Here is a 21,900-nt window from a genome sequence, read left to right on the forward strand (position 1 = left end):
CATGTATATCGGACTCGATCTCGGCACGTCGGGCGTGAAGGCGGTGCTGCTCGACCGCGACGGTGCGGTGCGCGCGAGCGCGAGCCGCCCGCTGACGGTGAGCCGGCCGCGGCCGCGCTGGTCGGAGCAAGCGCCGCGCGACTGGTGGGACGCGGCATGCGGCGCGCTCGCCGCGCTCGTCGATGAAGCACGCGCAGCCGGCATCGATCCGCACGACATCGCCGCGCTGGGGCTGACCGGGCAGATGCATGGCGCGACGCTGCTCGACGCGCAGGGCGACGTGCTGCGCCCCGCGATTCTCTGGAACGACGGTCGTGCGGATGCGGAGTGCGCGGAACTCGAGCGGCTTGCGCCCGCGCTGCGCACGGTGGCCGGCAACATCGCGATGCCCGGCTTCACCGCGCCGAAGCTGCTATGGGTGCGCCGTCACGAGCCCGACGTGTTCGCGCGCATCGCGCACGTGCTGTTGCCGAAGGACTATCTGCGCTACCGGCTGACCGGTGCGTTCGCAACCGATCCGTCGGATGCCGCCGGCACGCTGTGGCTCGACGTCGCGAAGCGCGACTACGACGACGCGCTCCTGGCCGCGTGCGGGTTGTCGCGCGCGCAGATGCCGACCGTGTTCGAGGGCAACGGCGTGACCGGCACGCTGCTGCCGGCCGTCGCGCGCGCGCTCGGGCTGCGCGAGATCCCGGTGGTGGCCGGCGGCGGCGACAACGCGGCCGGCGCGGTGGGCGTCGGCATCGTGCGGCCCGGCGATGCGCTGCTGTCGCTCGGCACGTCGGGCGTCTATTTCGCGGTGTCGGACGGGTTTCGCGCGAATCCGGAATCGGCGGTGCACAGCTTCTGTCACGCGCTGCCCGATACGTGGCACCTGATGTCGGTGATGCTCAACGCGGCCGGCTGCCTCGACTTCAGCGCGCAGCTGGCCGGTTACGGCGGCGTCGCGGCGCTGCTCGACGATGCCGAGACGAACGCGCGCACAAGCCGCCCGTGGTTCCTGCCTTATCTGAGCGGCGAGCGCACGCCACACAACGACGTGAATGCGAAGGGCGTGTTTTACGGGCTCACGCCCGACACGCAGCGTGCGGATCTCGCGAACGCGACGCTCGAAGGCGTCGGCTTCGCGCTGCTCGACGGCATCGACGCGCTGCATGCGGCCGGGCTCGCGCCCGACAGCATCACGGTGATCGGCGGCGGCTCGCGCAGCGCGTACTGGACGCAGATGCTCGCCGATCTGAGCGGCCGCGCGCTGACGCTGCGCGCGGGCGGCGAAGTGGGGCCGGCGCTGGGCGCCGCGCGCCTTGCGCGTCTCGCGCTCGAACCGGATGCGTCGCTCGGCGACGTGTGCCCGCAGCCACCGATCGTCGCGGTGCGCGAGCCCGACCTCGCGCGGCATGCGTGGTATCGCGACGAGCGGCGTCCGACGTTTCGCGCGCTTTACCGCGCGCTCGAACCGGTGTTTGCAACGGGCGCATGACGTGCTGATGGCCTGTGCGTTGCAGTGACTCGATGCGGGCGGCGCATTCCGGCGGCCGCCCGGCGTTCGTGAAGTTGTCCAATAACAAGGAGTGGAGACATGAAATCCGTGACGCGTCGTACCGTATTGAGTTCCCTTGCCGGCGCCGCCGCGCTGGCAATCCTCGCGCTGGGCGCACCGCTCGCGCACGCGAGCAAGGACAAGCCCGAGATCGGCTTCTGCATCGACGACCTGCGCGTCGAGCGCTGGTCGCGCGATCGCGATTATTTTGTCGCGGCCGCGACAAAGCTCGGCGCGAAGGTGTCGGTGCAGTCGGCCGACGCCAGCGAGGCGCGGCAGATTTCCCAGATCGAGAACCTGATCTCGCGCGGCGTCGACGTGATCGTGATCGTGCCGTTCAATTCGAAGACGCTCGGCAACGTCGTCGCCGAAGCGCGGAAGGCCGGCATCAAGGTCGTGTCGTATGACCGTCTGATCCTCGACGCGGATGTCGACGCGTACATCTCGTTCGACAACGAGAAGGTCGGCGAACTGCAGGCGCAGGGCGTGTTCGACGCGAAGCCGAAGGGCAACTACTTCCTGCTCGGCGGCGCGCCGACCGACAACAACGCGAAGATGCTGCGCGAAGGACAACTGAAGGTGCTGAAGCCGGCGATCGACCGCGGCGACATCAAGCTCGTCGGCCAGCAATGGGTGCCCGAGTGGAGCGCGTCGACCGCGCTGCGGATCGTCGAGGACGCGCTGACCGCGAACAACAACAAGATCGACGCGATCGTCGCGTCGAACGACGGCACCGCGGGCGGCGCGATCCAGGCGCTCGCCGCGCAGCATCTGGCCGGCAAGGTGCCGGTGTCCGGGCAGGATGCGGATCTCGCGGCCGTCAAGCGCGTGATCGCCGGCACGCAGACGATGACGGTCTACAAGCCGCTGAAGCTGATCGCGAGCGAAGCCGCGAAGCTCGCGGTCGATCTGGCGAAGGGCGCGAAGCCCGCGTTCAACGCGCAATACGACAACGGGAAGAAGAAGGTCGACACGGTGCTGCTGCAGCCGACGCTGCTGACGAAGCGCAACGTCGACGTCGTCGTGAAGGACGGCTTCTACACCCAGGCCCAGCTGGCGAGCCAGTAACGGCACGACGGCGGCGATGCACGCGGCCGGCCGGGCGGGCGGCCGCGTGCACACTGCGAGGCGATGAACGTATGACCGAACCCTTGCTGACGATGCGCGGCATCGTCAAGGCATTCGACGGCGTGAAGGCGCTCGACGGAATCGACCTGACCGTGCGTCCGGGCGAGTGCGTCGGCCTGTGCGGCGAGAACGGCGCCGGCAAGTCGACGCTGATGAAGGTGCTGTCGGGCGTCTACCCGCACGGCACGTGGGACGGCGAGATCCGCTGGGAAGGCGCGCCGCTCGTCGCGTCCGGCGTGCGCGACACCGAGCGCGCGGGCATCGTGATCATTCATCAGGAGCTGATGCTCGTGCCCGAGCTGTCGGTGGCCGAGAACATTTTTCTCGGCAACGAGATCACGCTGCCCGGCGGGCGCATGCACTATGCGGAGATGGTGCGGCGTTCGGAAGCGCTGCTGCGCGACCTGCGGATCGACGCGATCAACGTCGCGCAGCCGGTGATGAACTACGGCGGCGGCCACCAGCAGCTGATCGAGATCGCGAAGGCGCTGAACAAGCGCGCGAAGCTGCTGATCCTCGACGAGCCGTCGTCGTCGCTGAGCGCCGCCGAGACGCGCATCCTGCTCGACATCGTGCGCGACCTGAAGCGTCGCGGTGTCGCTTGCGTGTACATCTCGCACAAGCTCGACGAAGTCGACGCGGTATGCGACACCGTGACCGTGATCCGCGACGGCCGCCATGTCGCGACCGAGCCGATGAGTACGCTGACCACCGACCGGATCATCGCGATGATGGTCGGCCGCGAGATTCGCAACCTGTATCCGCGCGAGCCGCACGAGATCGGCGACGTCGTGCTGGAGGCACGCAACGTGACCTGTCACGACGTGGCCAACCCGCGCCGCAAGCGCGTCGACGACGTATCGTTCGCCGTGCGGCGCGGCGAGATCCTCGGCGTCGCCGGGCTCGTCGGCGCGGGGCGCACCGAGCTGATGCAGGCGATCTTCGGCGCGTATCCGGGCGCGAGCACGGCGAGCATTCGGATGAACGGCCGGCCGCTCGCGATCCGCGCGCCGGCCGATGCGATCCGCGCGGGCATCGCGATGGTGCCGGAGGACCGCAAGCGCCACGGGATCGTGCCGCAGCTCGGCGTGGGCCACAACATCACGCTGTCGGTGCTGCGCCGTTTCGCGACGCGCGGACGGATCGACGCGGCCGCCGAGCTCGATGCGATTCGCACGGAGATGCAGCGGCTGTCGGTGCGCGCCGCGCATCCGTTCCTGCCGATCGCGAGCCTGTCCGGCGGCAACCAGCAGAAGGCGGTGCTCGCCAGGATGCTGCTGGCCGACCCGCAGGTGCTGATCCTCGACGAACCGACCCGCGGCGTCGACGTCGGCGCGAAGGCGGAGATCTATCGGCTGATCTTTGCGCTCGCGAAACGCGGCGTCGCGCTGATCGTCGTGTCGTCGGAGTTGCCGGAAGTGCTCGGGCTGGCCGATCGCGTGCTCGTGATCGGCGAGGGCGAGCTGCGCGGCGATTTCGTGAACGACGGCCTCACGCAGGAACAGATCCTCGGCGCCGCGCTGACGCCCGCGCGGCGTCCGGCCGAACCCATTGCAGCGAGTAACCCATGAATACCGAACTGTCTTCCTCTTCCGCCGTGCCGCCGGACGCCGACGCGCGCCGCGGGCACCGCCATCCGTTGCGTCAGGTCTTCGTGCGCTACAAGGTGCTCGCGCTGCTGTTCGCGGTCGCGGCGATCTGGGTGTTCTTTTCGGTGCTGACCGACGGGGCATTCGTCACGCCGCGCAACGTGTCGAACCTGCTGCGGCAGATGTCGATCACCGGAATGCTCGCGTGCGGGATGGTGTTCGTGATCATCGCGGGCGAGATCGACCTGTCGGTCGGCTCGTTGCTCGGGCTGCTCGGCGGCGTCGCGGCGATCCTCGACGTCAATCGGCACTGGCCCGTCGCCGCGACGGTGCCGGCGGTGCTCGCGCTCGGCGTGCTGGTCGGGTTGTTCAACGGCTGGTGGTCGACCTACCGTCGCGTGCCGTCGTTCATCGTCGGGCTGGGCGGAATGCTCGCGTTCCGCGGCATCCTGCTCGGCGTGACGGGCGGCTCGACGATCGCGCCGGTGTCCGACGGCTTCGTGTTCATCGGTCAGGGCTACCTGCCGCGCATGGCGGGCGACGGCCTCGCGCTGCTGCTGTTCGCGCTCGTCGCGCTGCTGGTCGTCCGGCAGCGCGGCACGCGGCGCCGTTACCGGCTCGCGGTCGCGCCGCTGTGGCAGGACGTCGCGAAGGTCGTCGGCGCCGGGGCCGTGCTGTTCGCGTTCGTCGCGATGCTCGACCGCTACGGCGGCATTCCCGTGCCCGTGCTGCTGCTGCTCGCGCTGCTCGGCGCGTTCTCGTGGATCGCGACGCAGACCGTGTTCGGCCGACGCATCTATGCGGTGGGTTCGAACCTGGAGGCGACGCGGCTGTCGGGCGTCGATACGGATCGCGTGAAGCTGGCGATCTTCGCGCTGATGGGGCTGATGTGCGCGTTCGCGGGGATCATCAATACCGCGCGGCTCGCGGCCGGCTCGCCGTCGGCCGGCACGATGGGCGAACTCGACGCGATCGCCGCGTGCTTCATCGGCGGCACGTCGATGCGCGGCGGGTCGGGCACCGTCTATGGCGCGCTGATCGGTGCGCTCGTGATGGCGAGCCTCGACAACGGGATGTCGATGCTCGACGTCGACGCGTACTGGCAGATGATCGTCAAGGGCGCGGTGCTGGTACTGGCGGTGTGGATCGACGTGGTGTCGCGTTCGAACCGGCGGTGAGGTGTCGTTCTATCCCTTCTATCCCGCCTCGGCCTTGATGAAATCGACGAAGGCGCGCAGGGGAGCCGGTACGAAACGTCGCCCCGGGTAGTAAAGATACGGGCCCGAGAATGGCCGCCACCAGCCGTCGAGCACCGGCTCGAGCGCGCCGCTCGCGAAGTACGGGCGCAGCCAGTCTTCGTACAGATGCACGATGCCGAGCCCCGCACAGGCCGCGTCCACGATGAGATCGACGGCGCCGCCGATCTGCACGACGAGCGGGCCCGACGGCTCCACGCGCACCACTTCGCCGTCGCGCTCGTATTCCCACGCCGGCATCGCGCCGCTCGCGAAGCGGCCGCGCAGGCATGCGTGATCGAGCAAGTCGCGCGGATGGGCGGGGCGGCCGCGCCGGTCGAGATAGGCGGGCGCCGCGGCGGTCGCGAGGCGTTGCGACCGCGGGCCGATCGGCACGGCGATCATGTCCTGTTCGAGGCGCTCGTCGTAGCGAATGCCGGCGTCGCAGCCGGCCGCGAGGATATCGACGAAGCTTTCGTCGGCCACGACCTCGAGCCGTATCTCCGGATACGCATCGAGAAAGCGCGGGACGATCGACGGCAGCACGAGCCGCGCCGCGCTCATCGGAACGTTGAGCTTCAGCGTGCCGACCGGCTTCTCGCGGAACGTGTTCACCACGTCGAGCGCCGCCTCCACCTCGCTCAGCGCCGGCGTGAGCCGTGCGAGCAGACGCGCGCCGGCTTCGGTCGGCGACACGCTGCGCGTCGTGCGGTGCAGCAGCCGCACACCCAGTTGCGCCTCCAGCCTGCGGACCGCTTCGCTGAGCCCCGATGCACTGGCGTTGGCCACGCGCGCAGCCTCGCGGAAGCCCTTCGCGCGCGCCACCGCCACGAACGCGTTCAGATCGCCGAGATCGACTTGCATTGTTCGCCTTTTCGTACAGGTTGTGCGCATTATGACCGCTTATCGTGCAGCGCCGCGCGGCGTAACCTGCGATTCACTCGTTCATACAGGAGCACGATCATGTCCCCCGTCGTTCAATCCGGCACGTTTTCCCTGGCGGGCCGCCGCGTTCATCGCCTCGGTTATGGCGCAATGCAATTGGCCGGGACGGGCGTGTTCGGGCCGCCGAAGGATCGCGACGCGGCGCTCGCCGTGCTGCGCGAAGCCGTCGAAGCGGGCGTCGATCACATCGACACCAGCGACTTTTATGGACCACATGTGACGAACCAGCTGATTCGCGACGCGTTGCATCCGTATCGCGACGATCTGCTGATCGTGACGAAGATCGGCGCGACGCGCGGCGACGATGGTTCGTGGCTGCCGGCGTTCTCTGCCCAGGCGCTTGCGGCCGCCGTGCACGACAACCTGCGCAACCTGGGTCTCGACGTGCTCGACGTCGTCAATCTGCGGATCATGTTCGACGTGCACGGGCCGGCCGAGGGCTCCATCGAGGCGCCGCTGTCCGCGCTGGCTGAGCTGCAGCGGCAGGGCCTCGTGCGACACATCGGGCTGAGCAACGTCACGGCCGCGCAGATCGCGGAAGGCCGGCGGATCTGCGACATCGCGTGCGTGCAGAATCACTACAACCTCGCGCATCGCGACGACGATGAACTGATCGATGCGCTGGGTCGCGACGGCATTGCCTACGTACCGTACTTTCCGCTTGGCGGCTTCAATCCGTTGCAGTCGTCGACGCTCGACGCGGTCGCCGCGCGGCTCGGCGCGACGCGGATGCAGACAGCGCTCGCGTGGCTGCTGCGCCGCGCGCCGAACATCCTGCTGATTCCGGGAACGTCGTCGGTCGCGCATCTGCGCGAGAATCTCGCGGCCGGTGCGCTGGTGTTGCCGGACGATGCGGTGCGCGAACTCGACGGGGTCGGGGCTGCTGGCGGTTGACGCGGGCGTGCGCGCAGGTGTCGTACATCGCATCGTACGGCCGCTGCGTCCGCGCCGGCCGCCGAATTCAGCGAGCCTGACCCAGTTGCTCGTCGATCGTGCGCGTCAACGGTGACTCGACATCGCCGGTGTGCTTCGTCTGCACGGGCTCGATCAGCACGATCCAGCATTCGTCGTCGGCGACGGGGTTATGCTGCGTGCCGCGCGGCACCACGTGCATCGAGCCGGCGGGCAAGTCGACGACGCGGCCGCCTTCATACTCGATCCTCAGGTGCCCGCGCACGACGAAGAACAGCTCGTCTTCATGCGCATGGTCGTGCCACACGAGCTGACCGCGAACCTTCGCGACTTTCACATACTGATCGTTGACCTGCGCGACGACCTTGGGCGACCAGTATTCGGATACATCGGCGAAGGCAGCCTCGAGGTCGAACGATTCGGCGAACGCAGCGGCGGGAATAGTCATCTCGTCTCCTGATCCAGTTGTGGCATGCGGGATCGAAACCGGCACGTTGCCGATTCATCGATATGTGGGGGCCAGGCCGATTATATTGACGCCGCCGTGACGGCGCACGACGGCGTCGCACCGCGCCGCGCTCAGCGGACCAGCGCTGCCGCGAAGTCGCGGTACGCGTGCAGCGGGCGGCCGAGGATCGCGGTCAGCCGCTCGACATCGCCGGCCTGAGGCACCATCCCGTCGCTGACGTAGCGTTCGGCCATCAGGCGCATCTCGTAGGCCATCCATTTCGGCATGAAATTCGCGAAATTGCTTTCGAACGCCGTGGGATCGTCGCCGCCGTAGGCTACCGGGCGGCCAAGCAGCTCCGACCAGATCGACGCCAGCTCCGGGCCCGTCAGCGTGTCGGGCCCGACCAGGTTGATGGTCTCGACCGGCAGCTTGCCGGGCGCGTCGTTGAGGCGGATCAGCTCGATCGCCGCGACTTCCGCGATGTCGCGCACGTCGACCATCGCGACGCCCTTGCTGCCGATCGGAATCGGGTAGACACCGTGATCGACGATTGTGTCCTTGATCATTAGTTCGTTGTCCATGAAATATGCAGGGCGCAGGATCGTCGCGCTGAATCCCATCTGATCGATCATCCGCTCGGCGCCGGATTTCACCGCGAAGTGCGGCACGTTGACGAAGCGGTCGGCATCGAAGACCGACAGATAGACGACGCGCTCGATACCCGCCTCGCGTGCAAGATTCAGCGCGATCAGCGCATGCGTGAATTCGTCGCCCGCCACGCCGTTGAGCAGGAACAGCGTGCGCACGCCGGAGAAGGCCGTGCGCAGCGAGTCGATATCGAGCATGTCGCCCTGAACGACGCTCACCGCCGCCGGAAAATCGGCTTTGGACGGATCGCGCACCAGCACGCGCACGTCGGCGCCGCGCTGGACGAGTTGATGGACGACCTGGCGGCCGACACGGCCGGTGGCGCCGGTAACGAGAATGGTCATGATGTTCGCTCCTGGGAGTACGGTTGGGTTGACTGCCCACGTAAGTTAGGTGATCCACACATGATCCGGAAGATGTGTTAAATAGACTCGGTGTCTCACAGGTGGAACACATGGACCTGCTCGCTCTCGCCGATTTCAATCTCGTCGCCCGTCATGGCAGCTTTGGGGAAGCCGCACGCGCGGCGGGGCGCCCGAAGGCGACGCTGTCGCGCCGCGTCACGGAACTGGAGAACAGTCTCGCGTTGCGCCTGTTCGAGCGCGGCTCGCGCGGCGTGACGCTCACGCAGGAAGGGCGCGCACTTTACGAGCGCACGGGCGCGTTGCTCGCCGAGCTGGCCGACAGCGCATCGGCGATCGCATCGCGCGGCGAGCGGCCGCACGGCCGGCTGCGCATCAGCGCGCCGATGCTCTTTTCGCACTTCGCGATGGGCAAGCTGGTGGCGACGTTTGCGTTGAAATATCCGGACGTGCGGGTGGAAGTCACGACGGAAGACCGGCCGGTCGACATGATCGACGAAGGCTACGACCTCGTGATTCGCGTGAACCCCGACCCGGACGAAAGCCTGATCGGGCGTGTGTTCCTGCGCGATCGGCTGGTGGTCGTGGCGACGCCGGCGCTGGCACGGCCGAGCGGCGACGCGGCAGCGCCGGCCGTGGTTCGCGGCACCGACGACAGGCGCGCCGCATGGGACGTCACGGGCCCGGCCGCGACGTCACGCATCGCGATCGAGCCGGTGGCCCGGCTGTCGTCGCTGATCATGGTGCGCGATACGGTCCGGCTCGGGCTGGGCGCCGCTTGCCTGCCGGTGTCGCTCGTGAGCGGCGATCTCGCCGCCGGCACGCTCGTCAGTTGGGGCGACGTGCCGGGGCCCGACATCGCACTGTGGGCGCTGTATCCTTCCAGGCGATTGTTGAGCGCGCGCGTGTCCGCGTTTCTCGATCACCTCAAGAGCGCGTTTCCGTCGGGCACCCCACAAGAACTGGCCGCCTATATCGACGCGCGCCAGTGACACCGCGCCGCGCGCGGCGTGGGGTTCGCGATACCGCGGCGGCGCGTGTGTTGCGCTACGTCCGGTCGCGGGTGCGTGCGCGTACCGCGCCCGTGATCACCGCGATGCCGAACAGGATGACGGCGACGATCTCGATGATGTGCTGCGACACATGCAGCGTCATCAATCCCCATGCCACGCCGCCGATGAAAATGATCCATCCGACCAGGTAGATAAGCAGAGTCATCATTTTTCTCCTTGCGGTTCGGGTTCTCGCTCGGATTGCCGTCGCGCGGCGGCCGCTTTCTCCGGCAGCGGTTCGTGCGGATGCAGGCCGAGGCGTTCCATCAAGCGTCCAGCGTCGAACGGTGCTTTCGTTTTCACGTCGTTGTCGAAATAGCAGTACACGTCGCGCCGCTGCGCGCGCGGCGGCGCCAGATCCGGCGCCGCAAGTCGCGCATCGGCGGGCTGCGCGCCGCCGCGCCACGACGTGATCCTGCGCGCCCACCGATCGAGCGAAGCATCGGAATACGCGCCGGAATACTTCGTTTCCGTGCCGTGCAGCCGCATGTAGACGAAGCGCGCGGTCAGATCCTCGAACTGCGGCCACGCCTCGGTGGAGTCCGACACGACGAGCGCGGCCTTGTGGCGGCGCAGCAGCTTCACGAACGCGGGATCCACGAAGCTCGCGTGACGCACTTCGACAGCGTGACGCAATTTGCGCTTGCGGTCGATCTCGAGATACGGCGTCCTGACCCTGCGGTCGTGCTGTTGCGCGAGGGCGAGCGCGGCTTCGGTGTCGGGCGGCAGCAGGCTCAGGAAATGTTCCATGTGCTCGGGGTCGAAACGCAGCGATGGCGGAAATTGCCACAGGATCGGCCCGAGCTTGTCATTCAGTGCGAGGAGCCCCTGCGCGAAGAAATTCGCGCAGGCGGTCGTCGCCGTTTCGTCGCGAAAGCGCAGCATGTGGGTCAGATAGCGCGAGCCTTTCACGCTGAACGTAAAACCGGGCGGCGTTTCGTCGTACCAGCGCCGCCAGCTGGAGAGCGATTGCAGGCTGTAGTGCGTGCCGTTGATCTCGATCGTCTGCATCCGGCCTGACGCGTATTGCAGCTCGGCCGCCTGCTTGAGCCCTTTCGGATAGAAGGTGCCGCGCCAGCCGTCGTAGCGCCAGCCTGAAATGCCGATGTGTATCTCGCCGGTTGTGCCTTTCACGTCGATGCCCGGAAGTCCGTGGATATCCGTGGCAAGTAGCAACGCGCGTGCCACGGCGTGCGGTAAGCGCGCTCCATCGCTTGCCGAGCCACGCGGCGAACGGCGCTGTCAAGTCAACGACAAGGAGCGCGATGAAAGCGACGCCGCACGCGCCACGCAACGATCACGACGCGGACAACCTCACCGACACGCCCGTCGCCGTATAAACCGGCGTCGCCTTGAACCCGTCGACCGTGACCGTCGAGAACTTCGCCGCGCCCGCCGCGCCGTCGATCAGCGCGATCGTATCGCCGGCCTTCGGCGCATAGCCGTTCACGAACTTCACATGCAGCGTGCCGCCGGCGACGGTCAATTGCCCGCCCACGCGCAGCCGGCCGCCGCCGTTGCCGTCGATGTCGAGTTCGAGGGTCGCGTTGTCGAGCTGCGTATAGCGCGTCGCGATCGTGACGGGCGCGCTCGCCGCGATCCTGACGTTGCCACCGGCGCCGACGTACACGTCGCCGTTGCCGAACGCCGACGCGGAGGCCGCGGCGAGCGTGCCGCCATTGACCTGCGTGCCGCCCGCATAGCGGTTGTTGCCCGCCAGCGTCAGCGTGCCGGTGCCTTGCAGCGTCAGCTTGCCGGCGCCGCCGATGTCGTTGCGCCACTGGTCGGCCGCGTTGAGTCCGCCCTGCGATGCGTCCATCGACACGACCACGTTGCCGTTGAACGCGCCATAGCCGTCGGCCGCGGCGAACAGGTTCAGGCGGCCCCAGCCTTCCGCATCGTCCATCACCGGGTAGCCGGACTGCAGCTCGGTCGTCTTCAGCACGACGCGCCGCTGGTCGGCGCTCAGGTACGGGAAGCGCGTCTGCAGCAGGATCTCCGCGCCTTTCGGCACGACGGGCGGCGCGTCGGTCGACTCGATCGCGCCGAAGCCGTACGTCATGCGGCGCGCGAAGGCCGCCTTGTTCGCCGTGTAATCGGCGAACCGGTCGTTGGCCGGCGTGCCCGAGTGCGCGAACGCGGCGAACGTCGTGCCGGTCGTCCCCGTGAGCTGCTGCAGCGCCTGGTGGGCCTGGTTGTATGCGGCCTGCGCATCGCTCGCATACGCGTTCAGGTTCGCCGCGCTGACCGCCAGCGCGAGCATGCGGCCGCCGATCACGTCGAGCGGCGAGTGCATGCCGGCGAGAATCCGGTTCTCGCCCAGTTCGAGGCCGCGGCTCACCATCTCCTGGAATCGCTCCGGCACGAGCCACGCCATCGTCATCGCATCGCGCATCGCTTCAGCCTCGTGGCCGCTGATGAAACCGCCGTCGGTCGCGGGCGTCGTGCTTTCCGCCGGCACGAGTGTCGGCGCGACGACGACGCTCGAACTCCAGCGATATGGCCGCGCGTACTTGTAGAAGCGCTTCGACGGTTCGGTCGACGCGTTGTTGCCCATTTCGTTGAGCAGGTCGACGACCTTGCCGAAGCTCGCATTGGTGCTGCTGCCGACGCCGACGTTGTTGCCGGCGTCGTTGTACAGCACCGTCGTCGCGTCGGCGGGCACGCTGGTGATGCTGGTGGTCTGCTGCGCGGCCGTGCGCCACGCGCTGGTGAGCGGGCCCATGCCGTCGGTCACGCTGTAGCCCTTGCCGCGCCGGTCGTCGAAGTAGGCGGCGTCGGCCTGCTGCTGCGTGCGCGCGGTCGTTGCGTTGACCACGTACTGCACATTCGCCGCCAGCACCGTGTCGTTCAGGATCGTGCCGCACGGCGTGCCGCTGCCGGGCAGGCCCGAGCAGGTCGACGGCGAGATCGCCGGAAACGCGCCGTTGGCCGGTGCGCTCACGCCCGCATCGACCAGCATCGTCGACGGCTGCCACAGGTCGAGGAAGCGGCTCACCACGCGCACGGCCGCGTTGGTCGACAGCGTCGCATAGCGCGCGTCGCCGCGCTGGTTGGTCGCGATGTTGTCGACGAAGGCCGGCACGCTCGGCACGGGGGCGCTGTCGACGAAGCCGGGGTCCGCCGGCGGCGCGGGAACGGCCGCGATGGTCGGGTTCGTCGACGCGACGTCGTCACCGCCGCCGCAGGCGACCAGAACGAACGCACTCGACAGCGCTGCGACGTGCAGCGGGAAACGGCTCCGTGATACCAACATGCAAGGCTCCATCCTGAGGGTCGAAGATGGCGGATTGTCGTGGGCGATCGTGACGTGGCGGTTAAGGATTTGTTGCGGCGCGCGGTCGATGCGCACGAATTCTCACTATTTGGTGAATTCGTGATGCTGAACATGCCGGACGGAGCGATCCGGTCTTCTGCGCAGCCCGGTAGCGGACCGCGACGTGCAAGCCGCGCAAGCGTGCGCGGTCGAATCAGGAGACCGGAACCGCGGCGCTCACGCCGTTTGTGCGAGCGGTTCCACGTCGGCGACGCACACGCGGTTTCTGCCCTGGCGCTTGGCCGCATAGAGGGCGAGGTCGGCCTGATGCGTGAGCGCATGCATGGACGGCGGCCGCGCGCGATGGCCGGTCGCGCAGCCGATGCTGACCGTGAAGGCCGGCATCGTCGCGTCGAACCCGTCGAGCTGGTTGCGCTCCACGGCGTGGCGAATCGCTTCGGCGACCTGCTGCGCACCGCGCTCGTCCGTGTCGGGCAACACCGCGACGAATTCCTCGCCGCCGTAACGTGCGGCGAGATCGCCGCGCCGTCGCGTATGCGCGCGGATGCATTCGGCGAGAAAGCGCAGCGCGGTGTCGCCTTGCGCATGGCCGTAGCGGTCGTTGTACTGCTTGAAGTGATCGGCGTCGATGAACAGCACCGACAGGCTGCCGTCGCTGCCGCGCTGCAGCCGTTCCCATTCGTCGGCGAGCGCGGCATCGAGCGCGCGCCGGTTGTGCAGGCCCGTCAGCGGATCGGTGCGCGTGAGGTCCGTGAGCAGCGTCTGCTTGCGCAGGTTGTCGCGCAGCGCGAACGCGAGCAGCCACACCACCGCGCAGAACAGCGCGCCGATCACGGACGCCGACACGCCCGCCGTCCACGTCAGGCGCGTGATGCCGGCCAGCACGTCGCGCTCGGCCGGCGCGACCACGGCGATCAGCGGCGTGCCGGGTACCCGCTGGTACGTGTACAGCCGCAACGTCCCGTCGATGCTCGAGCGCGCGGCATAGAAACCCGCTTCGCGGCTCACCATCCGCTCGAACGACTTCGACCGGCGCACGCGCACCATCTGGTGATCGGTCAACGGCGGATTGCGCGCGAGGATCGTGCCGTCCGCGCGCAGGATCGCGCTGACGCCGTGCGGTCCGACGTTCAACCGCGACAGCAGCTGATCGAAGTAGGCGAGATCGACGGCGACCACCGCGATTCCGTTGAACGCATGATCCGGCCGTTCGATGCGGCGCGACAGCGCGATCGATTCGGTGCCGCCGCGCGAACGCGCGCGGTACGCCTCGGACACGTACAGGCCGACGTTGTCCGAATCGCGATGGACCTTGAAGTAGTCGCGATCGCTGAAGTCCCAGTTGTGGGTCGGGCCGCAACAACCGTCGATCAGCCGCCCGTCGCGGTCCGTCACGCCCATGCCGGTCACGTATTGCGCGGCCGTGCGCTCGAACAGCACGTCGTGGCGCAAGCCGGCCTTCAGGCGCACGATCGCGGGGTTGCCGAGATCGGCGGCGAGCGATACCAGCGCATTGTTGGACGTTTCGACGGTGCGCGCGATCTCACTGACGAGGACGGCCGCGACATTGCGCGACGTCTCGTGCGCATGTTCGACGACTTCGCTGCGCGCGGCCCACAGCGTCACCGCGCTGATGCCGAGCGCCGCGACCGACATCAGCGTGCCCAGCACACCGACGATCAGGTGGTGGCGACCGGCCCAGTCGGCAATTTTCTCGATCGAAGGGGATGCAGGCATGGCTCGCGCTCGTACGGGAAGCGGGCTGCGACGGCAGCGGCGCTGGTCAAATCCGGGTTAACGGCAGGTGTGCCCGGAAATCGAGGCCGGCATGCGAGGCGATGACTGCGCGCAGGCACCGCAAACGTGTGCGAGCGGGGCGCGCCGGCAGCGGCGCGCCGCGACTGCGTGACGATTGCATAAGCGCCGCGGATGACGGCGGCGGCGCGGCCTCACTCGAGCCCGCCCTGGCACAGGTACTTGATCGACAGGTAATCGTCGAGGCCGTAGCGTGAGCCTTCGCGGCCGTAGCCCGATTCCTTCACGCCGCCGAACGGCGCGGCCTCGCTCGCGAGCGCGCCTTCGTTGATGCCGACGAGGCCCGTTTCGAGCCGAGCCGACACGCGCGCGATGCGGCGCAGGTCCTGCGTATAGAAATACGCGGCGAGCCCGAACGGCGTGTCGTTCGCGGCGTCGACGGCTTCGTCTTCCGTGTCGAACTTGAACAGCGCGGCGATCGGCCCGAAGGTTTCCTCGCAGGTCAGCTGCATGTCGGCGGTGGCGTCGCCGAGCACCGTCGGCGCGTAATAGTTCGGCCCGAGTTCGGGCAGGCGCTTGCCGCCCGTGAGCACGCGTGCGCCGCGCTCGATCGCGTCGCCGACGTGGCGCGCGATCTTGTCGACCGCGCGTGCGTTGATCATCGGGCCGATTTGCGCGGCCGGGTCAGTCGCCGGCGCGACCTTCAGCGCGGCGACACGGGCGGTGAGTTTGGCGGCGAACGCATCGTAGACGCCGGCCTGCACGTACACGCGGTTCGGCGACACGCAGGTCTGGCCGCCGTTGCGGAACTTGGCGGCCATCAGCCCGTCGACCGCCGCGTCGAGCTCGGCATCGTCGAACACGATGAACGGCGCATTGCCGCCGAGCTCCAGCGACAGCTTCTTCAGCGTCGCCGCCGATTCGCGTGCGAGCAGCTTGCCGACGGGCGTCGATCCGGTGAACGTGATCTTGCGCACGCGGCCGTCGGCGAGCCAGTCGGCCACCGCGTCGATACCGCGTTCACGCGACGCGGCGATCATGTTCAGCACGCCGGGCGGCACGCCGGCTTCCTGCGCGAGGAACGCGAGCGCGAGCGCGGTGAGCGGCGTATCTTCCGCCGGCTTCGCGACGACCGTGCAGCCGGCCGCGAGCGCGGGCGCGATCTTGCGCGCGATCATCGCGAGCGGAAAATTCCACGGCGTGATCGCGGCGACGATGCCGATCGGCTCTTTGACCGCACTCAGCCGCTTGCCGCGCTGCTGCTGCGGAATCAGGTCGCCGTAGGTGCGCGTCGCTTCTTCGGCGAACCACTGCACGTACGATGCGCCGTACGCGACTTCGCCGCGCGCTTCGGCGAGCGGCTTGCCCTGTTCGCGCGACATCAGCTTCGCGAGATCGTCGGTATGCGCGACGATCGCCGCGTGCCATGCGCGCAGGATCGCGGCGCGGTCGCGAGCGGGCGTCGCGCGCCACGCGGGCAGCGCGCGGGCTGCCGCGTCGGTCGCGGCGCGCGCGTCGGCGGCGCCGCTGTCGGGGGCATGGGCAACGGTGTCGAGCGTGGCCGGATCGGTGACGTCGAAGCGACGGCCGTCGCGCGCGTCGCACCACGCGCCGTCGATCAGGTTGGCGGTGCGAACGAGTTCGGGTCGGGAGAGCGTAAGCGGCATGACAGGTCCTGGGATGGAGCGATTCGGTGACGACGGCTGCGGCGCGGGCGCGCGACTATCCCACGCGTGACAGCGAACTGCCACGCTGATGGGTGCCGCACGCTGCGGTAGTCAGTGACGTTCGCCGAACAGCGATTCGAGCGGATAGTGCCGTTTGACGAACGGCGACTTGATGATCACGTAGCTGAAATACTTCTCGATGCCGATGTTCTGCTCGAGCAGCCCTTCGACGATCGTCTGGTAATGGCTCACGCTGCGCGTGATGAACTTCAGCAGATAGTCGTAGCCACCGCTCGCGAGATGGCACTCGACGATCTCGTCGACGTTGCGGATCGCCGCGACGAAGCGGTCGAAGTCCTCGCGGCGGTGGTCGGCCAGCGTGACCTCGGTAAACACGACCTGCACGTCGCCGAGTTTCTCGAGCTGGATGTGCGCGCCGTAGCCGCCGATGTAGCCGGCCTTCTCGAGCCGCTTCACGCGGATCAGGCACGGACTGGGCGACAGCCCGACCGCATCGGCCAGCTCGACGTTGGTCATGCGGCCGCGCTTCTGCAACTGGGAGAGGATGCGCAGGTCGATGCGATCCAGCTTGCTGTCCGTCATGTTCACGTGAGAGCGGAAAAATGGAATGTCCGGTTACTTTAGAGTCGAACGATGGCCGCCACAAGCCCGGCTTTCCCTCGGCCGGCTCAGGCCGGCTGCGCGTGCGCGGCCTCGAGCGCGCGCTGCACGCCCGCGTCGGCCAGCACGTCGTCGAGCGTCTTGCGCACGCGTTCGAACAGCAGGTCGAACTCGCCCGCCGTGAAGCTCAGCGCCGGCGCGAAGCCGAGCACGCCGTCGCCGAATGCGCGAAACACCACGCCGTTCGCGTACGCGGCCGCCGCGATCCGGTCGGGCACGTTCAGCGCCGGGTCGAAGCGCGTCTTGCGCGCCTTGTCGGACACCAGTTCGAGCGCGCCGAGCAGGCCGACCGAGCGCGCGTCGCCGACGAGCGGATGCGCGCGCAGCGCATCGAGCCCCGCCGCGAAGCGCGGCGCCATCGCCTGGCCGTTCGCGAGCAGCCCGCCTTCGTGATAGAGCTTCAGCACTTCGAGGCCGATCGCCGCGCTCACCGGGTGCGCGGAATACGTATGCCCATGACCGACCACGGCCGACTCCGCGCGGCTGCCCGCGAGGCCTTCGTAGATTTCGTCGGACATCAGCACCGCGCCCATCGGCGCATAGCCGGCGGTCAAGCCCTTCGCGACGGTCATCAGGTCCGGATCGACCTGCTCGGCCTCGCACGCGAACAGCGGGCCCGTGCGGCCGAAGCCGGTGATCACCTCGTCGGCGACGAACAGGATGCCGAGGCGCCGGCAGGCGTCGCGCATCGCCTTCAGCCAGCCGGGCGGCGGCACGATCACGCCGCCGGAGCCTTGCACGGGTTCGCAGAAGAACGCGGCGACGTTGTCCGCGCCGAGCTCCGCGACCTTCGCTTCGAGTGCGGCGACCGACGCGGCGATCAGCGCCTGCGGATCGTCGCCGAGCGGATGGCGATACGGGTAGGGCGACGGGATATGGTGCTGGTCAGCGCGCGGCAGGTCGAAATGGCGGTGGAACGCGGGCAGCGCGGTCAGCCCCGCGCCGATCGACGACGAACCGTGATAGCCGCGCTCGAGCGCGATCATCTGCTTCTTCGACGGGCGGCCGGTCGCGTTGAAATAATGCGTGATGAAGCGCACCGCGGAATCGACCGCATCCGAGCCGCCGAGCGTGAAGTACACGCGGTTCAGCGACGGCGGTGCGAGCGCCGCGAGCCGTTCGGCGAGCTCGATCGCGGGCTGCGAGCCGAAATGGAAATAGCCGGTCGCGTAGGGCAGCTTCGACATCTGTTCGGCGGCGGCCTTCACGATGCTGTCGCGGCCGTAGCCGACGTTCACGCACCACAGGCCCGAGAACGCATCGAGCAATGTATGGCCGTCGCCGTCGCGCAGGAACACGCCGTCGGCGGATTCGAGCACGGTGACGCCGCGCGCCTCGTGCGCGCGATAGTTGACGACGGGGTGGATCAGGTGTTGACGATCGGCTTCGATCAGCGCGGCTTGGTTCATGGCAGGGCGGGACTCTCGTCGGGTGTCAGCGGTGAGTCCATGCTACCGGGCGAGAATTCCGCACGCGTCTTCAATTTGTCGCCGGAAACGTATGGTCGCGGCGTTTGCACGGGGCGCTGCGGCATTTTCTGCTGCGCGCCCCGCCGGGCCGGGCGCGCGCGTCAGTAGCCGCGCGCGCGATCGACGATGCCGATCATCGGCTGTCCCGCGCGATGGCGCGCGAGGTTCTCGAGCACCGCGTCGACCGCGGTGTCGGGCCGCGTCGCGCTCGCGATGTGCGGCGTGATGCGAATGCGCGGATGCGTCCAGAACGGGTGGCCGGCCGGCAACGGTTCGGGCTCCGTCACGTCGAGGATCGCGCTGTCGAGCCGGCCGCTGTCGAGCGCGGCGAGCAGCGCCGCCGCATCGAGCTGCGGGCCGCGCCCGACCTGCACGAGCGACGCGCCGGCCGGCAGCGCATCGAACACGCGTGCGCCGAGCAGGCCGCGCGTGCTGTCGGTGAGCGGCAGCAGGCAGATCAGGATGTCGGTGCGGGCCAGGAACGCGTCGAGCGCCGCGTCGCCCGCATAGCAGTCGATGCCGTCGAGCGTGCGCGGCGTGCGGCTCCAGCCGGCGCACGGGAAACCGAAGCGCCGCAGCGCGTCGAGCACGGCCTGGCCGAGCGTGCCGAGCCCGAGCACGCCGACGCGCCGCGACGCGGCCGCGCGCACCGGCTTCTCGCACCATGCCTGCACGCGCTGTTGCGCCGCATAGTCGAACAGGTCGCGGTGGATCGTCAGCACCGCCTGCGTCACGTATTCGACCATCCCTTCGACGATGCCCGGCTCGATCATCCGCACGACCGGAATGTGTGTCGGCACGCGTGACAGGTCGAACTGATCGATGCCGGCGCCGACCGAGAACACGACCTCGAGGTTGGGCAGCAGCGCGACCGGGTCGTCCGGCGGTTGCCACGCGGCGAGGTAGCGCACGTCGTGCGGATCGCCGAGATCCGGCCAGATCCGGAACGGGAGGTCGGGCGCGCGTTGCGCGAAGCGTTGTGCCCATTGCGCGCCGCGCACCGGGTCGGCTTTGTACAGGAAGCTCATCTTGCGTGCCGCTCAGCCGAGTGCCTGGTTGACGATCGCGAACGCGCGCAGCGCCGGGTCGCGCGCGGGCGCCGCACCGCGCGCCATCGCGACGACGGTATCGACATGCGGCAGGCCGAGCCCCTGCAGCCAGTCGGACAGCCCGCTGTCGCCCGGCACGTCGAGGCGCACGAACATGCCTTCGTGCAGCGCGAGCCAGTGGCTGATGAGCGCCTGCGCGCGCAGCGCGTCCGGCGCGATCACCGGGCCGATCACATGGCCGCGGCCGAAGCGGCGGAACAGCGCGAAGCCGAGCAGTTCGCCGTCGCGATCGAGCGCGATCCCGTTCGCGACGTCGAGCAGCGCGTCGATCACCGCGCCGCGCTCGTAGCCTGCGGCGCGCGATGCGAGCGCCGCGAGGCGCGGCCCGTCGTTCGTGCCGAGCGGGCGCAGGCGCTCGCCCGGCGGCAGCGAGATCAGCGGCGGCTGGAATGCGGCGCCCTGGTGCTGGTCGATCGTGGCGATCGCCTCGAAGCCGAACTTCACGTAGAGCGGTTCGCCGGACGGCGTCGCATGCAGGAATATCGTGCGCGCGCCGAGATTGTCGACGACGCGCGTGAGCAGTTCGCGGCCGATGCCGCGACCCTGGTGCTCGGGCGACACGATCACCATGCCGAGCGACGCGTGTGAGTCGTCGAAGCGCCAGCCGAGCGCGGTGCCGATGACGCCGGATGCGTCCTCGGCGACGAAGCCGCCGCCGAGCTGGAACGCGAAGCGCCAGTCGTCGAGGCGATGCGGCCACTTGACCGCTTCCGACAGGCGGTGCGCGGCGGGCAGGTCGGTGTCGACGAACGGGCGATAGGTAAGCGTGCGGGAAGGATTGAGGTCGGCCACGCCGGACTCCGGATGGGTAGAAGTGACCTATCGACTCTGCCAGCGACCCACGGGCGCGGATAGGACGATTCGCCTGTTTTCCGGCGTCGGCGGGCGGCCGCGCGAGATCGATGCAAACCGGCTCGATCGGCGCGGACGAACGCGCGCGTCGTGCCGGCCGGGCCCGTCATTCCGACAGCTTGTGCTGGATGAACGCCGGTACGATGGGAGCAGGATGGCGCGGCGGCGGTTGCCGCGCCGCACCGCGTGGTGGCCGTGCCGCGCATGCGCGTGGCGGTGTCGCGAGACCCGCCGGCCGGCCGGCGCGCACTGCACAGGCGCGCACCGCAGATCGTGCCGTGCAGGGCGCGCAACACGCGGCGATCGTGCGTTTCGGGCGGCATCGAACGACGTGCGACGGACTTTTTGCCCTGATTCAATTTCATACAACCCAGCCCGTCCCCGGCCCTGCCGGGGCTTCACACCGACAGGACGTCACCATGATCCAGTTTGAACCGAAGTACATCACCTTCGACTGTTACGGCACGCTGACCCATTTCCGGATGGCCGAGACGGCGCGCGAAATCTATGCGGATCGGTTGTCGCCGGCCACGATGGAGGCCTTCGTGCGCGCGTTCGCCGCCTATCGGCTCGACGAGGTGCTCGGCGCGTGGAAGCCGTACCGCGACGTCGTCGTCAATGCGGTCCGCCGCACGTGCGCGCGGATCGGCGTGAAGTTCGACGAGGCCGAGGCTGAGCTTTTCTATCATGCGGTGCCGACGTGGGGCCCGCACCCGGACGTGCCGGCCGGGCTGTCGCGGCTGGCGTCGAAGTACAAGCTGGTGATCCTGTCGAACGCGATGGATGACCAGATCATGAGCAACGTCGACAAGCTCGGCGCGCCGTTCCATGCGGTGTTCACCGCGCAGCAGGCGCAGTCGTACAAGCCGCGCATGCAGGGCTTCGAATACATGTTCGACAAGCTCGGCTGCAAGCCCGAGGACGTGCTGCACGTGTCGTCGAGCCTGCGCTACGACCTGATGACGGCCGAGGATCTCGGCATCAAGCACAAGGCGTTCGTGAACCGCGGTCACGAGCCGGGCACGCCGTTCTACAACTATTACGAAGTGTCGGACATCGGCCAGCTCGCGACGCAGCTCGGGCTGTAAGCCGGCTGCGCCGGCCGATTCATCGAGCGCCGGGACGCGGCCGTGATGCCGTCGCGTCCCGGCGCGTTCGGTCAGCGCACGAAACGAGGGTAATTACCGATATCGAGTCGTTCAAGCCGGGGCCGCCCGGGCCGATATAT

Annotated in this window: 19 protein-coding genes; 7 read left to right on the top strand and 12 right to left on the bottom strand. The window is 68.6% G+C overall.

The genetic code is table 11. The features are described from left to right. Position 1 precedes the first annotated feature (1 nt). From xylB to BAMB_RS31560, 4 genes are all read left to right on the top strand, one after another. Positions 2–1,480 (top strand): xylulokinase, encoded by a 1,479-nt coding sequence (xylB, locus tag BAMB_RS31545; protein ID WP_011661205.1) that lies wholly within the window; start codon positions 2–4, stop codon positions 1,478–1,480. A gap of 99 nt (positions 1,481–1,579) precedes the next feature. Beyond that, a complete protein-coding gene (gene xylF, locus BAMB_RS31550) occupies positions 1,580–2,608 on the top strand; it encodes a D-xylose ABC transporter substrate-binding protein (RefSeq protein ID WP_011661206.1) in 1,029 nt (342 codons plus the stop codon). 71 nt (positions 2,609–2,679) lie between these two features. Further along, entirely contained in the window at positions 2,680–4,239 is a 1,560-nt protein-coding gene (gene xylG / locus BAMB_RS31555) for a D-xylose ABC transporter ATP-binding protein (RefSeq protein WP_011661207.1), read from the top strand. Next, a complete protein-coding gene (locus tag BAMB_RS31560; protein ID WP_011661208.1) occupies positions 4,236–5,435 on the top strand; it encodes a sugar ABC transporter permease in 1,200 nt (399 codons plus the stop codon). Before xylG ends, BAMB_RS31560 begins: the two co-directional genes overlap by 4 nt. 18 nt (positions 5,436–5,453) lie before the next feature. Here the strand turns inward: BAMB_RS31560 and BAMB_RS31565 are convergent, their stop codons facing one another. Continuing rightward, positions 5,454–6,356 (bottom strand): LysR family transcriptional regulator, encoded by a 903-nt coding sequence (locus BAMB_RS31565; RefSeq protein ID WP_041491813.1) that lies wholly within the window; start codon positions 6,354–6,356, stop codon positions 5,454–5,456. 99 nt (positions 6,357–6,455) lie between these two features. On the opposite strand from BAMB_RS31565, the gene BAMB_RS31570 reads away from it, so the two are divergent. Then, positions 6,456–7,331 (top strand): aldo/keto reductase family oxidoreductase, encoded by an 876-nt coding sequence (locus BAMB_RS31570; RefSeq protein ID WP_011661210.1) that lies wholly within the window; start codon positions 6,456–6,458, stop codon positions 7,329–7,331. Positions 7,332–7,398: 67 nt separating this feature from the next. Here BAMB_RS31570 and BAMB_RS31575 read toward each other — a convergent pair whose 3' ends face one another. Both BAMB_RS31575 and BAMB_RS31580 read right to left on the bottom strand, forming a co-directional pair. Next, the gene (locus BAMB_RS31575; protein WP_011661211.1) at positions 7,399–7,797 is read right to left on the bottom strand and encodes a cupin domain-containing protein; all 399 of its coding nucleotides are present in this window, start codon (positions 7,795–7,797) and stop codon (positions 7,399–7,401) included. A gap of 131 nt (positions 7,798–7,928) precedes the next feature. After that, positions 7,929–8,792 carry an SDR family oxidoreductase gene (locus tag BAMB_RS31580; RefSeq protein WP_011661212.1) on the bottom strand — a complete coding sequence of 288 codons (864 nt, stop codon included), beginning with the start codon at positions 8,790–8,792 and terminating at the stop codon, positions 7,929–7,931. Between the two features lie 110 nt (positions 8,793–8,902). Between BAMB_RS31580 and BAMB_RS31585 the strand changes: the two genes are divergently transcribed. Next, entirely contained in the window at positions 8,903–9,802 is a 900-nt protein-coding gene (locus tag BAMB_RS31585; RefSeq protein WP_011661213.1) for a LysR family transcriptional regulator, read from the top strand. A gap of 55 nt (positions 9,803–9,857) precedes the next feature. Here BAMB_RS31585 and BAMB_RS35755 read toward each other — a convergent pair whose 3' ends face one another. The 9 genes from BAMB_RS35755 to BAMB_RS31625 form a co-directional block, all read right to left on the bottom strand. Next, on the bottom strand, positions 9,858–10,031 hold the full coding sequence (locus BAMB_RS35755; RefSeq protein WP_011661214.1) for a hypothetical protein: 174 nt from the start codon (positions 10,029–10,031) through the stop codon (positions 9,858–9,860). Then, positions 10,028–10,996: a DUF72 domain-containing protein gene (locus BAMB_RS31590; RefSeq protein ID WP_041491814.1), complete on the bottom strand. Its 969-nt coding sequence runs from the start codon at positions 10,994–10,996 to the stop codon at positions 10,028–10,030. Before BAMB_RS31590 ends, BAMB_RS35755 begins: the two co-directional genes overlap by 4 nt. 163 nt (positions 10,997–11,159) lie before the next feature. Beyond that, positions 11,160–13,118, bottom strand: a complete 1,959-nt coding sequence (locus tag BAMB_RS31595; protein ID WP_011661216.1) for an autotransporter-associated beta strand repeat-containing protein — start codon at positions 13,116–13,118, stop codon at positions 11,160–11,162. 237 nt (positions 13,119–13,355) lie between these two features. After that, positions 13,356–14,876, bottom strand: coding sequence for a GGDEF domain-containing protein (locus tag BAMB_RS31600; protein WP_011661217.1), 1,521 nt, complete (start codon positions 14,874–14,876; stop codon positions 13,356–13,358). Between the two features lie 212 nt (positions 14,877–15,088). Then, positions 15,089–16,561, bottom strand: coding sequence for an NAD-dependent succinate-semialdehyde dehydrogenase (locus BAMB_RS31605; RefSeq protein ID WP_011661218.1), 1,473 nt, complete (start codon positions 16,559–16,561; stop codon positions 15,089–15,091). 111 nt (positions 16,562–16,672) lie between these two features. Beyond that, entirely contained in the window at positions 16,673–17,164 is a 492-nt protein-coding gene (locus BAMB_RS31610) for an Lrp/AsnC family transcriptional regulator (RefSeq protein ID WP_006749694.1), read from the bottom strand. Positions 17,165–17,250: 86 nt separating this feature from the next. Further along, positions 17,251–18,651 carry an aspartate aminotransferase family protein gene (locus BAMB_RS31615; RefSeq protein ID WP_011661219.1) on the bottom strand — a complete coding sequence of 467 codons (1,401 nt, stop codon included), beginning with the start codon at positions 18,649–18,651 and terminating at the stop codon, positions 17,251–17,253. Positions 18,652–18,812: 161 nt separating this feature from the next. Next, positions 18,813–19,739 (bottom strand): 2-hydroxyacid dehydrogenase, encoded by a 927-nt coding sequence (locus tag BAMB_RS31620; RefSeq protein WP_011661220.1) that lies wholly within the window; start codon positions 19,737–19,739, stop codon positions 18,813–18,815. Positions 19,740–19,751: 12 nt separating this feature from the next. After that, on the bottom strand, positions 19,752–20,612 hold the full coding sequence (locus BAMB_RS31625) for a GNAT family N-acetyltransferase (RefSeq protein ID WP_011661221.1): 861 nt from the start codon (positions 20,610–20,612) through the stop codon (positions 19,752–19,754). Between the two features lie 479 nt (positions 20,613–21,091). Between BAMB_RS31625 and BAMB_RS31630 the strand changes: the two genes are divergently transcribed. Then, positions 21,092–21,760 (top strand): haloacid dehalogenase type II, encoded by a 669-nt coding sequence (locus BAMB_RS31630; protein WP_011661222.1) that lies wholly within the window; start codon positions 21,092–21,094, stop codon positions 21,758–21,760. Positions 21,761–21,900 lie beyond the last annotated feature (140 nt).

Source organism: Burkholderia ambifaria AMMD (genome assembly GCF_000203915.1).
Lineage (GTDB): Bacteria > Pseudomonadota > Gammaproteobacteria > Burkholderiales > Burkholderiaceae > Burkholderia > Burkholderia ambifaria.

Bases quoted from the DNA above. Each gene is read 5' to 3' on its own strand.
- xylB (WP_011661205.1), top strand. From the start codon at position 2: ATGTATATCGGACTCGATCTCGGCACGTCGGGCGTGAAGGCGGTGCTG.
- xylF (WP_011661206.1), top strand. From the start codon at position 1,580: ATGAAATCCGTGACGCGTCGTACCGTATTGAGTTCCCTTGCCGGCGCC.
- xylG (WP_011661207.1), top strand. From the start codon at position 2,680: ATGACCGAACCCTTGCTGACGATGCGCGGCATCGTCAAGGCATTCGAC.
- BAMB_RS31560 (WP_011661208.1), top strand. From the start codon at position 4,236: ATGAATACCGAACTGTCTTCCTCTTCCGCCGTGCCGCCGGACGCCGAC.
- BAMB_RS31565 (WP_041491813.1), bottom strand. From the start codon at position 6,356: ATGCAAGTCGATCTCGGCGATCTGAACGCGTTCGTGGCGGTGGCGCGC.
- BAMB_RS31570 (WP_011661210.1), top strand. From the start codon at position 6,456: ATGTCCCCCGTCGTTCAATCCGGCACGTTTTCCCTGGCGGGCCGCCGC.
- BAMB_RS31575 (WP_011661211.1), bottom strand. From the start codon at position 7,797: ATGACTATTCCCGCCGCTGCGTTCGCCGAATCGTTCGACCTCGAGGCT.
- BAMB_RS31580 (WP_011661212.1), bottom strand. From the start codon at position 8,792: ATGACCATTCTCGTTACCGGCGCCACCGGCCGTGTCGGCCGCCAGGTC.
- BAMB_RS31585 (WP_011661213.1), top strand. From the start codon at position 8,903: ATGGACCTGCTCGCTCTCGCCGATTTCAATCTCGTCGCCCGTCATGGC.
- BAMB_RS35755 (WP_011661214.1), bottom strand. From the start codon at position 10,031: ATGATGACTCTGCTTATCTACCTGGTCGGATGGATCATTTTCATCGGC.
- BAMB_RS31595 (WP_011661216.1), bottom strand. From the start codon at position 13,118: ATGTTGGTATCACGGAGCCGTTTCCCGCTGCACGTCGCAGCGCTGTCG.
- BAMB_RS31600 (WP_011661217.1), bottom strand. From the start codon at position 14,876: ATGCCTGCATCCCCTTCGATCGAGAAAATTGCCGACTGGGCCGGTCGC.
- BAMB_RS31605 (WP_011661218.1), bottom strand. From the start codon at position 16,561: ATGCCGCTTACGCTCTCCCGACCCGAACTCGTTCGCACCGCCAACCTG.
- BAMB_RS31610 (WP_006749694.1), bottom strand. From the start codon at position 17,164: ATGACGGACAGCAAGCTGGATCGCATCGACCTGCGCATCCTCTCCCAG.
- BAMB_RS31615 (WP_011661219.1), bottom strand. From the start codon at position 18,651: ATGAACCAAGCCGCGCTGATCGAAGCCGATCGTCAACACCTGATCCAC.
- BAMB_RS31620 (WP_011661220.1), bottom strand. From the start codon at position 19,739: ATGAGCTTCCTGTACAAAGCCGACCCGGTGCGCGGCGCGCAATGGGCA.
- BAMB_RS31630 (WP_011661222.1), top strand. From the start codon at position 21,092: ATGATCCAGTTTGAACCGAAGTACATCACCTTCGACTGTTACGGCACG.